This window comes from Rahnella sp. BIGb0603 (assembly GCF_024808755.1).
GTDB classification, from domain to species: domain Bacteria; phylum Pseudomonadota; class Gammaproteobacteria; order Enterobacterales; family Enterobacteriaceae; genus Rahnella; species Rahnella contaminans.
On record NZ_JANUEX010000004.1, the window covers coordinates 164,025 to 175,830 of the forward strand.

Annotated in this window: 10 protein-coding genes; 3 read left to right on the forward strand and 7 right to left on the reverse strand. The window is 53.5% G+C overall.

The window, feature by feature from the left end; translation table 11 throughout:
* Window positions 1–74 precede the first annotated feature (74 nt).
* The 6 genes from gudD to dgt all read right to left on the reverse strand — a co-directional run bounded on the left by gudD (window position 75) and on the right by dgt (window position 9,000).
* Entirely contained in the window at window positions 75–1,412 is a 1,338-nt protein-coding gene (gene gudD, locus M2403_RS12120) for a glucarate dehydratase (protein WP_259229295.1), read from the reverse strand.
* Window positions 1,413–1,444: 32 nt separating this feature from the next.
* Window positions 1,445–2,782 carry an enolase C-terminal domain-like protein gene (locus tag M2403_RS12125; protein ID WP_165059067.1) on the reverse strand — a complete coding sequence of 446 codons (1,338 nt, stop codon included), beginning with the start codon at window positions 2,780–2,782 and terminating at the stop codon, window positions 1,445–1,447.
* The gene (locus M2403_RS12130; protein ID WP_152327673.1) at window positions 2,779–4,155 is read right to left on the reverse strand and encodes an MFS transporter; all 1,377 of its coding nucleotides are present in this window, start codon (window positions 4,153–4,155) and stop codon (window positions 2,779–2,781) included. Before M2403_RS12130 ends, M2403_RS12125 begins: the two co-directional genes overlap by 4 nt.
* 305 nt (window positions 4,156–4,460) lie before the next feature.
* Window positions 4,461–5,621, reverse strand: coding sequence for a CdaR family transcriptional regulator (locus tag M2403_RS12135; RefSeq protein WP_152327672.1), 1,161 nt, complete (start codon window positions 5,619–5,621; stop codon window positions 4,461–4,463).
* Between the two features lie 217 nt (window positions 5,622–5,838).
* On the reverse strand, window positions 5,839–7,278 hold the full coding sequence (gene degP, locus M2403_RS12140; RefSeq protein ID WP_259229297.1) for a serine endoprotease DegP: 1,440 nt from the start codon (window positions 7,276–7,278) through the stop codon (window positions 5,839–5,841).
* Between the two features lie 207 nt (window positions 7,279–7,485).
* On the reverse strand, window positions 7,486–9,000 hold the full coding sequence (gene dgt, locus M2403_RS12145) for a dGTPase (RefSeq protein ID WP_259229298.1): 1,515 nt from the start codon (window positions 8,998–9,000) through the stop codon (window positions 7,486–7,488).
* Window positions 9,001–9,184: 184 nt separating this feature from the next.
* Between dgt and mtnN the strand changes: the two genes are divergently transcribed.
* From mtnN to M2403_RS12160, 3 genes are all read left to right on the forward strand, one after another.
* Complete coding sequence (gene mtnN / locus M2403_RS12150) at window positions 9,185–9,889, forward strand: 5'-methylthioadenosine/S-adenosylhomocysteine nucleosidase (protein ID WP_152327669.1); 705 nt, start codon at window positions 9,185–9,187, stop codon at window positions 9,887–9,889.
* The gene (btuF, locus tag M2403_RS12155) at window positions 9,889–10,695 is read left to right on the forward strand and encodes a vitamin B12 ABC transporter substrate-binding protein BtuF (RefSeq protein ID WP_165059063.1); all 807 of its coding nucleotides are present in this window, start codon (window positions 9,889–9,891) and stop codon (window positions 10,693–10,695) included. The genes mtnN and btuF overlap by 1 nt, the downstream gene beginning before the upstream one ends.
* Window positions 10,696–11,044: 349 nt before the next feature.
* Window positions 11,045–11,290 (forward strand): hypothetical protein, encoded by a 246-nt coding sequence (locus M2403_RS12160; protein WP_152327667.1) that lies wholly within the window; start codon window positions 11,045–11,047, stop codon window positions 11,288–11,290.
* A 103-nt stretch (window positions 11,291–11,393) separates the two neighbouring features.
* On the opposite strand, the gene erpA is transcribed toward M2403_RS12160, so the two are convergent.
* Window positions 11,394–11,753 carry an iron-sulfur cluster insertion protein ErpA gene (gene erpA, locus M2403_RS12165; RefSeq protein WP_369825840.1) on the reverse strand — a complete coding sequence of 120 codons (360 nt, stop codon included), beginning with the start codon at window positions 11,751–11,753 and terminating at the stop codon, window positions 11,394–11,396.
* Window positions 11,754–11,806 lie beyond the last annotated feature (53 nt).

Consider the following 11,806-nt stretch of genomic DNA (forward strand, 5'->3'; position numbering starts at 1 on the left):
CGTAAAAACAAAAAAGCCCTGACGGCAACGTCAGGGCGGTGGTCATGACTGCACCAATTTTTTGAATCAAACGGCTACCGAACCAGACAGGGTTTCTTCGGATCAAACGTCCAGTCCGGCACCAGGAACTGCATGCCCTGCGCATCATCGCGCGCGCCCAGCCCCATCCCCTTGTAGAGTTCGTGAGCTTTCATCACCTGATCCATATCCAGCTCAACGCCCAGCCCCGGTTGTTCCGGCACGCGCACCTTACCGCCTTTGATCTGCAGCGGTTCTTTAGTCAGACGCTGATTGCCTTCCTGCCAGATCCAGTGCGTATCGATGGCGGTGATTTTGCCCGGCGCGGCGGCGGCAACCTGCGTAAACATCGCCAGCGAGATATCAAAGTGGTTATTGGAGTGAGAACCCCACGTCAGGCCCCATTCATGGCACATCTGCGCCACGCGCACCGAGCCCTGCATGGTCCAGAAATGCGGATCCGCCAGCGGAATATCCACAGATTTCAGCTGGATGGTATGGCCCATCTGACGCCAGTCGGTGGCGATCATATTGGTCGCAGTCGGTAAGCCGGTGGCCTGACGGAATTCCGCCATGATTTCGCGCCCCGAGAAACCCTGCTCTGCGCCGCACGGATCTTCCGCATAGGCCAGCACGCCACGCAGTTGTTTGCCCAGCGCGATGGCTTCATTCAGCGACCACGCGCCGTTCGGATCCAGCGTGATGCGCGCCTGCGGGAAGCGTTGCGCCAGCGCGGTCACGGCTTCGGCTTCTTCATTGCCGGCCAGCACGCCGCCTTTCAGTTTGAAATCATTGAAGCCGTATTTTTCATACGCGGCTTCGGCCAGACGAACCACGGCGGCAGGCGTCAGGGCTTCTTCGTGGCGCAGACGATACCAGTCGCAGTTGTCGCCGGGCTGGCTCTGGTAGCCGAGCGACGTTTTGTTGCGGTCGCCGACGTAGAACAGATAACCGAGCATTTCGACTTCGTCGCGCTGCTGACCGTCGCCGAGCAGAGATGCGACGGTGACGCCCAGATGTTTGCCGAGCAGATCCAGCATCGCCGCTTCAATCGCGGTCACAACGTGGATTGTGGTGCGTAAATCGAAAGTTTGCAGCCCGCGGCCGGAAGCATCGCGGTCAGCAAATTTTTCGCGCACGGCGGTCATGACGTTTTTGTATTCGCCCAGCGTTTTGCCGATCACCAGCAACGCGGAATCATCCAGCGTCTGGCGGATTTTCTCGCCGCCCGGGACTTCGCCCACGCCGGTATTCCCGCTGCTGTCTTTGAGGATCAGGATGTTACGGGTGAAAAAAGGCGCGTGCGCCCCGCTGAGGTTAAGCAACATGCTGTCGTGCCCGGCTACCGGGATCACCTGCATGGAAACAATTTTAGGTGTTGAAGAAGAGGTCATAGCTAACTCCTTAGTGAATTCGGATTCCGTAATCAGCGCCCCATCGCCGGGCGCTTGCGATCGAATTTCCAGCCGGGGATCAGATACTGCATTGCAACGGCATCGTTGCGGGCGCCGGTCGGCAGTTTTCTGTGCAGTTCGTGAGCGCGGTGGATCTGATCCATGTCGATCTCAATCCCTAACCCCGGTTTCTCAGGCACTTTGATTTTTCCGTTGACGATTTGCAGCGGCTCTTTGGTCAGGCGCTGATTGCCTTCCTGCCAGATCCAGTGCGTATCGATAGCCGTCGGTTTACCCGGCACAGCCGCGCCAACGTGGGTAAACATCGCCAGAGAAATATCGAAATGGTTGTTAGAATGGCAGCCCCAGGTCAGCCCCCACTCATCGCACAGCTGCGCCACGCGTACCGCGCCGTGCATGGTCCAGAAATGCGGATCCGCCAGCGGAATATCGACGGACTGCAACATCACGGCGTGCTGCATCTCGCGCCAGTTGGTGGCAATCATATTGGTGGCGACCGGCAAACCGGTGGCGCGGCGGAACTCGGCCATCACTTCGCGGCCTGAAAAACCCTGCTCCGCGCCGCACGGATCTTCCGCATAGCTGAGGATCCCGTGCAGGTTTTTACATAAATCAATCGCTTCATCGAGCAGCCACGCGCCGTTCGGATCGACGGTAATCCGCGCATCCGGGAAACGTTTTGCCAGCGCTTTCACCGCGTCGATTTCCTGCTCACCCGGCAACACGCCGCCTTTGAGTTTGAAATCTTTAAAGCCGTAGCGATCCTGCGCGGCTTCTGCCAGCTGCACCACGGCGTCGCTGTTCATCGCTTTCTGGTGACGCAGGTGATACCAGTCGTGAACACCACGCGCCCCTTCCTGATACGGCAAATCTGTTTTCTGACGGTCGCCGATATAGAAGAGATAACCGAGCACCGTCACTTCGTCGCGCTGTTTGCCCGGCCCGAGCAGCTCGCACACCGGCACGCCGAGGAATTTGCCCATCAGATCCAGCAGCGCGGCTTCCAGCGCCGCAACCGCGTTCACGCGCAGTTCAAACGTCCACGCGCCTTTACCAAACGAATCGAAATCCGACGACTGATTACCCACGTGAATCTGATGCACCAGCCGGTTCATCCGCGCTACTTCCTGGCCTTTGACCTGCGCGATGGCTTCCACCAGCGTGTTGTAAATCACTTCGCCGCCCGGCGCTTCGCCCACGCCGGTGTTCCCGGCGCTGTCCGTCAGAATCACGATGTTACGGGTGAAGTAAGCGCCATGTGCGCCACCGATGTTCATCAGCATGCTGTCGTGCCCGGCCACAGGAATAACCTGCATATCAGTAATGACCGGAGAAGATTGCGTACTCATCGTGATGCTCCTTTTTTTACGCTGGCAGAGACGAGAGGTTTCAGCTGGATACGTTCAATTTTGCCGACAATAAAGACATAGCTGATGACAGCGAGCAGTGCGTGGATCCCGACGAAAATCAGTGCGCCGTTAAACGAACCGGTGGTACCAATAATGTAGCCGACCGCAATCGGGGTGATGATGCCGGAAACGTTACCGAACATGTTGAACAGCCCGCCGCTCAGCCCGCTGATTTCTTTCGGTGCGGTATCGGCCATTACCGCCCAGCCCAGCGCGCCCAGCCCTTTGCCGAAGAAGGCGAACGCCATAATCCCGACAACCATCCATTCGGTGTCAACATAGTTACAGACAATCATCGACATCGACAGCAGCATGCCGATGACGATCGGCGCTTTACGTGAAAGCGTCAGGTTGTTGGTTCTGCGCATCAGCCAGTCGGATATAATCCCGCCCAACACGCCGCCGAGGAAGCCGCAAATGGCCGGAACCGACGCCACCATGCCCGCTTTAAGAATGGACATTCCGCGTGCCTGAACCAGATAAACAGGGAACCAGGTGATGAAGAAGTAGGTCAGCGCATTGATGCAATACTGGCCGATATAGATGCCGATCATCATGCGCGATTTCATTAACTGTTTGAGCTGTGAGGCTTTCTCGCCTTTGACTTTCGCCTTTTTAGTGACTTTCTGATCCATATTGATCAGCGCACCACCGGCTTCCATGTAGTCCAGTTCGGCCTGATTGACGCCCGGATGATCTTTCGGATCGTGGATCACTTTCAGCCAGATGAAGCTCAGGATGATCCCCAGTCCGCCCATGAAGAAGAAGACATGTGACCAGCCTACGGCCTGTGTCAGCCAGCCCATAATCGGGGCAAAAATCACGGTAGCGAAATACTGTGCGGAGTTAAAAATCGAAACCGCTGTTCCACGTTCCTGCGCCGGGAACCATGCCGCAACAATCCGGCTGTTGCCCGGGAAAGAAGGCGCTTCAGCCAGCCCGACCAGGAAACGTAATACGAAGAGGGAAACTACGATGCCGAAGCCGCTGAATATATCTACAAACCCTTGCAGCAACGTGAATAATGACCAGATGAAAATACTGTAGAAGTAAACTTTTTTGGAGCCGAATTTATCCAGTAACCAGCCACCGGGTATTTGTCCGATAACATAGGCCCAGGAAAATGCCGAAAATATATAACCCATCCCGACAGAATCGAGACCGATATCTTTCGCCATTGCCGACCCGGCAATAGATAACGTTGCGCGGTCGCCGTAATTAAATGATGTGACGATAAATAACATCACCACGATCCAGTAGCGCGCATTAGTTCTTTTTTTCACGGCACTGGCTGATGAAACGATTGTTTCCATGATGTTCTCCGGAATTGAGAGTGATGCAAATACCCCAAGGTATAAGTCATTCCAGCCAGCCACAGAACTGTAGGGTTCAGAGAGGAAGGAAGAATGCCAGTATAAGAACAACCGGAAACCAACTCATTAGGCAAAGTGACAAGCATGGAAAGCGCTTTGCATTTATCTTGAGGCGAATGCCCAGTACCATGCGAGTCAGTTCACGAAAAGAGAATGGCTTGTGATTGACGTCACGTTTAATTAAATACGGCAATTTCGTCCTGAAAATATCCGGTAAAAAAATACTTTCAGGACGTACAGATTAATTAAACCTGATCGTTATCTAATTGAAGTGCCACATACAACAACAGACGATCGTCAAAATTCCCCAGATCCAAACCGGTTAATTCCGAAATACGGTTCAATCGATATTCCAGCGTATTACGGTGAATATAAAGTGCCTTAGACGTTGCCGTGGGTTGCACATTATTATGGAACCACGACGCCAGTGTACGGCGCAGTAATCCGTTGCCGTCGGTGGCCTTCAGACGCGCCAGCGGCCGCACCAGTTCATCGGCCTGCCAGCCGCCGCGTAGGCTGTCGAGCAGCACCGGCAAAATCAGATCCTGATAAAAATAGCAACGCTGTTCGGGCATACGCTGTTTGCCGACGGTCATGGTGGTTCGCGCGGTGCGATACGATCGGGCAATACTGCCGGGACCGCTGAAGAAGTTGCCGAGGGAAATACGGACGCGCAGACGACCTGTTTCGGTCATGCGCGACAACAGATGATCGATTCGCTGCCGGTGACCGTCCGGATCCCAGCGATCGTAGCTGTTCAGCGCTGGTTTCAGCACCACCATTTCGGTGAGCGAAACAATCGCGATCAGGTTATCGCGCTCCGGCGTGGTCAGTAAGGTTTGCAGCTGTTGCAGCTCCGCCATCGCGGAATCCACGCCGAGCTGACCGCTGTCGACTTCAACCACCGCCGCCACGCGCGGGCGGTTCAGGTCAATGCCCAGACGCTGCGCCCATTCCATTAATGCCGGAGAAAGTTCATCCACGCGGATCAGGTTCAGCACCAGTTCTTCGCGCAAACGGCTGTCCTGTGCGAGCATATGTAACAAACGCGCCTGCTCAAGCATCATTTCGGCGGTCATACAAACCAGCTCGCCGTACTGACGCAGCTGTGACGGATTGCCGGTCAGTCCAATCACGCCGACAATCTGGCCATCTATGCGCAGCGGCAGATTGATACCCGGACGCACTCCGTGCAAATGCCGTGCAACACCTTCATCGATATCGACAATACGCTCCTGCGAAATGGACAACAGCGCACCTTCGTGCAATTCGCCAAGACGCTGATCGTCGCCGCTACCGATTATTCTTCCCCGTCCATCCATGACATTCACATTACTATCAATGATTTGCATTGTTCGGGCAACAATCTGTTGCGCCAGCTTTGCATCGAGATGATACGCTGACATGATCCCCTGCCTTGCCTGTTTTATCGTTGTCAGACCAGCATACCCAGCGGCTTACTCCGACACATTATGCAAATGCCCAAAGAGCGAAAGCACCTATTGAAGTTGCGGGTAAGGTCACATTTTTAAGCAAATGCCCAAGAAAATTCAGGCGCGGATCGGGAGAAAAATGCATAAAAAAAGGCACGCCGTAGCGTGCCTTGTGAGGTCTGCCTGCGGATTATTGCGCCAGCAGGTAGATTGAAGAGTCACCACGCTGAATATCCAGCGCCAGTACAGACGGCTTGGTATCCAGAATTTTACGCAGCTCGCCTAAGTTAGCGACTTTCTGCTGGTTCACGCCCAGGATCACGTCGCCTTTTTTCAGGCCAATGTTCGCGGCTTTTGAACCCGGTTTCACTTCGTCAACTTTCACGCCTTTCTGGTCGCCCGCGGTGCCATTGCTCAGCTCAGCACCTTCAATGCCGGTGAAAATGTTGCCGGATTCAACTTTAGGCGTTTGCGTACTTTGCTCAATCGTTACGTCAACATTCATCGGTTTCCCTTCGCGCAGCAGACCCAGCGTCACTTTGGTGCCGATTGGCATGGTGCCGATATCCGCACGGAACGACGCGAAGCTGCTGATTGGCTTGCCGTTCATGCTCAGGATAACGTCGCCCGCTTTGATGCCCGCTTTTTCTGCGGCAGATTTCGGCATGACCTGACTGATGAACGCGCCACGCTGTGCGTCCACTTTCATCGCTTTCGCCAGCTCGGAGTTCAGCTCGGTGCCCATGATGCCCAGTTCACCACGTTTCACCTGGCCGAATTCGATCATCTGTTTGGACAGGTTTTTCACCATGTTACTTGGGATCGCAAAACCGATACCGATATTGCCGCCGTCCGGTGCCAGGATCGCCGTGTTCAGACCAATCAGTTCACCGTTCAGGTTCACCAGCGCGCCGCCGGAGTTACCGCGGTTGATCGCCGCATCCGTCTGGATGAAGTTTTCATAGTTTTCGATGTTCAGGCCAGAACGTCCGAGCGCAGACACGATACCGGATGTCACGGTTTCGCCCAGACCATACGGGTTACCGATCGCCACGGTGTAGTCACCCACGCGCAGCTGCTCGGAATCGGCGATTTTAATCGCGGTCAGGTTTTTGGCGTTTTGCAGCTGAATAACCGCGATGTCAGAACGTGGATCTTTACCGATCACTTTCGCATCGAACTTACGGCCATCGTTCAGCTGTACGGTGATTTTTGTCGCGTTATCAACAACGTGGTTGTTGGTCACAACATAACCTTTATCCGCATCAATAATCACACCGGAACCCAGCGCACGGAAATCTTCTTTCTGTTCAGGAGCGGGTTGTCCGTCCTGACCGCCGCCCTGGCAAACCGGGGAGCCCTGGAACGGCGAACCGTCCTGGCACAGCGGAGAGTTCTGACCAAAGAATTGCTGGAACTGCTGGCCCATGCGTGGTGTTTTCACCGGCGCGCTGCCTTCAACGTTCACACTCACTACGGACGGCATGACTTTTTCAAGCATCGGTGCCAGGCTTGGCAGCTGTGTGGTGCTCGAAGATGCGGTTTCGGCAGCCAGAGCAGACGAAACCGGGGCCATTGCCATACCAACACTTAACGCTAAAGCGCTGAGGAATAAAGTCGATTTTTTCATTTTTCAGGATCTCTTAAAATTATTGTGGCAACCAAAATAGTCGCGTTGCTTGGTAGTCGTGATACTGAGATGGTATTAATAGCGTGAAGTTCATCAGGGTCATACTGACAATGGTAAAAAAGTATTGTCATTATTTACAAATGGCGCTTTTTCGGACAGTTTCGTAAAGAAAATAAAAGACGTTAAAATCTGTCTTTTTAAAACAAATTACTCCGCCGCCATCAGACGGCGATATTCGTCGTACGCATAAAGGTCTGTCATGCCGCTGATATAATCCTGAATCATTCTCGCCCGGTAATAGAACTCCTGCGCGGAAAATTCCGAAACGCCTGCGCCTTCGAGCGCCACGACGGCATTGTTATACGCCAGACGGTGTTTGGCAGAAATCTTATGCAACAGACGGGTTTCTATAGGATATTTCCTGTGCGTATCCTCCTCAACCAGCTGGCTAAAATCAGACAATGGCATATCCAGCAACGGGCTGTAAATATCCAGTAATCCGCTGATCACCCGATAGCCTTGTAATTCCAGCTCCTCGACTTCAGGATGGTTGAATACCTGTTTGAATGCGACGGATTTATAAATTTCTAACAAACGGTTCGCCTGGCTGTCGTCTTCGAGCAGCGCGTGATTAAAGGTTCCCTGATAAACATCTTCTATATTATCAATGAATCTGCGCGCTGCATGAGGCACCAGCTGTTTAACCGTCTGAACGCGAAGTTCCATAAAGAAATAATCCACCGGATTACGGAATGTTTTCGCTTTATCCATTTTTTCATACGCGGTGCGAACCACTTTATCAAAGATGTCATTCTTCTCAATGTCGCCCCATTCACGCATCAGATATTTATAGAGTTCTTCGACGCTGAAAATATTTTTCTCAACCGCATCTTCCAGATCGGCGATGCAGTAAGAAATATCATCCGCCGCTTCCATAATGTAGGTCAGCGGGAAACGGTTGAACTCCCCTAATCCGAGTTCGCTACGCAGCTCTTTGATGAACGTTTCTTCGGCCAGATAAAAACCGGGCTTTTTCATCAGATAATCGTGCGAAGGCAGGCGGTTCATTGAGTACGCCGGACGGGTATATTTCAGGATGCAGGCGGTCTGGCTGTAGGTCAGATTGAGTTTGAGCAACGTAAATACCAGGCGAATGGCCTGCGCGTTGCCTTCAAAATTACTGAGGTCATAACGAATTTTACTGCGCAACTGATTCAGCTCCGCCTCGTCCGGCGTCAGCCGCAAACAGGCCACCAGACAGGAATCGGTTTCCGGCGGCGTTTCGCCACAGCTTTCGATATCCATGCGCTTTTTGAACCAGTTATTAATTGCCGACTCGCCGAAATGCCCGAAAGGCGGATTGCCGATGTCGTGCATCAGGCAGGCCATTTCAACTACGCTTTCGAACGGATCGGTCACGTCGTCCAGCCCGTAAACCCCGAGCTTGCCCTGACGGCGCAGGCGGTGCAGGATTTCTTTCGCAATGTGGCGGCCCACCTGCTGAACTTCGAGGGAATGCGTCAGGCGGCTGCGGACGGCGGCATTTTTCTCCAGCGGGAAGACTTGTGTTTTTTGTTGCAGACGGCGGATGGCGGCAGAATTGATAATACGTCCCCGGTCGCTCTCAAACTGCCGGACGACATCATATGCATCCCGCGCCTCAATCGGGGCGCTAAACGGGCGCTGAAAATTGAATTTCGCTTTAAAATCGATCCCGGACATGATTTCCCACCTTTTCAGCCACTCACGCGCCCGGCCAGCCCGCGTTTTGCGTAACAAAACCCACGGCCCAAACGCATTATCTCTTCCCTTTAGCCATGATAGACTATCGCACATTGTTTTCGTTATTAAACCGTCAATTCCGCACCTGTTGCGGTTCATTTCACCCCAATCTGCGAGTATTTATATGAAAGTAGGCATTATTGGCGCAATGGAGCAGGAAGTGACCCTGCTGCGCGACAAAATCATCAACCGTCAGACTATCGAGCGTGCTGGCTGCGAAATCTATACCGGTCAGCTGAACGGTGTGGACGTCGCGCTGCTGAAATCAGGCATCGGTAAAGTGTCTGCGGCGATGGGTACGACGCTGCTGCTGGAACATTGCCGCCCGGATGTGGTGATCAATACCGGTTCTGCCGGTGGTCTGGCGAAAACGCTGAAAGTCGGCGATATCGTGGTTTCCGATGAAGTTCGCTACCACGACGCGGATGTGACCGCATTTGGTTATGAGCCGGGTCAGATGGCGGGTTGCCCGGCAGCTTTCGTGGCAGCCCCTTTCCTGATCGAACTGGCTGAAACCTGTATCCGCGAGCTGGACCTGAACGCCGTGCGCGGTCTGGTGTGCAGCGGTGACGCATTCATCAACGGTGCCGCGCCTCTGGCCCGCATTCGTGCCACCTTCCCGAACGTCGCTGCCGTGGAAATGGAAGCTGCCGCAGTTGGCCATGTTTGCCATCTTTTCGACACGCCTTTCGTGGTTGTGCGTGCCATTTCTGACGTCGCAGACACCGAATCTCACCTGAGCTTTGAAGAGTTCCTGGTGGTTGCTGCACAGCAATCCACGCTGATGGTTGATGCCATGCTGAAAGCACTGGCTGCTTCCGAAGAGTGATGATGCGCCGGTTCTGTCTTTTGCTGATTTGCCTGTCGCTGCCCCTGATGGCGACAGCGGCACCGGCGCAGCGGGTGATCAGCCTCGCGCCTAATCTGACAGAACTGGCGTTTGCTGCGGGCATGGGCGATCAGTTGGTCGGAGTTAGTGCTTACTCCGACTTCCCGCCGCAGGCCAGCAAGCTTGAGCAGGTTGCGAACTGGCAGGGAATCAATGTCGAGCGCATTGTGACGCTAAAACCGGATCTGGTGCTCGCCTGGCGCGGCGGTAATCCGCAGCGTCCGCTTGATCAGCTCACGTCTCTGGGCATCAGGGTCATTTATCTCGATCCGCAGAATGCGCAAGATGTGGCAAAGGCGCTGGAACAGCTGGCAGCCTACAGCCCGGAGCCTGCAAAAGCTCAGCAGGCAGCCCGTGATTTTCGTCAGCAATGGCAGGCGCTGAAGCAAAAATATCACCGCGAAAAGCCGGTGCCGGCATTTATCCAGTTCGGCACTCAGCCGCTGTTTACCGCCTCATCCGCAACAATGCAAAGTGAAGTGCTGGAAGTGTGTGGCGCAAAAAACGTTTTCGCCGACAGCCGTGTTCCGTGGCCTCAGGTCAGCCGGGAGCAGGTTTTAAGCCGTCAGCCGCAGGTTATTGTTATATCGGGAGGAAAATCGCAAAAAGCCATCATTGAAGGCTACTGGCATTCCCTGCTCAATGCGCAGGTTATCGCACTCGAACCGGACTGGTTCAGCCGCGCGGGGCCACGTATTTTGCTGGCCGCTCAACAGCTCTGCCCTCAGCTTGCTGCCTTGCCTTAAAGGTGAATACTTACTAACAAAACGTCTTTCTGCCAAAATCTGTGCGTTGTCGCACTTTTCCGAATTGTTCTTTTATTAACCAAAATCAAGAATACAGCCCTGTCATCTGGTAACATGCCTGTCGTAGAATTATCCGGTTCGTGCACTTTCCCCGCTTGAACATTATCTCTTTGTTGTACAAACGAAATAATAAAAGTCACGCCAGAACGTTAAAAATAACGTCACTAAAAGGCATGACTGGCATCCAAATCATAAGAATTTTGGATTAAAGGCCACGAAAACATTACCGATAACCTTCTCAGCCCCCGGCTGATTTTTATTGTGATTACACCAGCAGGAAAAAATATTAATGAAAGTACTCCTACTCAGCGTGCTGCTGGCTTTGAGCCCGCTGGTCGCGGTCGCGGGCATGACAAGTGGCGAGATCCACATCAGCCTGACCATTTTACCGACCTGCAAAGTGGATGTGGCGCACTCCGGCACGTCAGTTACCTGCGCCAGCCGCACGATGATGCAGCCTCACATCAGTGAAATGATGCTCGCTTCCGTTCCGGGCATCAGCACAGATTCCAAACTGGTCACGGTGGAATGGTAAGTGGCATGTGAATGCTTACTTACCTCAGCGTCCGCTATCAGCCATTAAAAAAGCCCGTCTGCATCAGCAAACGGGCTTATTCTTTTAAGGACGAAGGGGAATATCAGATGCTGAAGGAGGAACCGCAACCACATGTCGTCTTCGCATTCGGATTCGTCACCACGAAACGTGAGCCTTCCAGACCTTCGGTATAATCCACGGAGCCACCCACCAGATATTGCAGGCTCATCGGATCGACCACCAGCGCCACGCCTGATTTCTCAATGGTCATGTCGCCGTCGTTGATTTTGTCATCAAAGGTAAAGCCGTACTGGAAACCGCTGCAACCACCACCGGTGATATAAACACGCAGTTTCAGGTTCGGGTTTTCTTCATCAGAAATCAGGTTCTTCACCTTCTTCGCTGCGTTTTCAGTAAACTGTAACGGCAACGCAGCAGTTTCATTCAACAATGCTTCGCTCATAATCTCTCGCTCCCAATCCGCATTTGTTCAGGCCGCCGGATTGACTGTCTGAA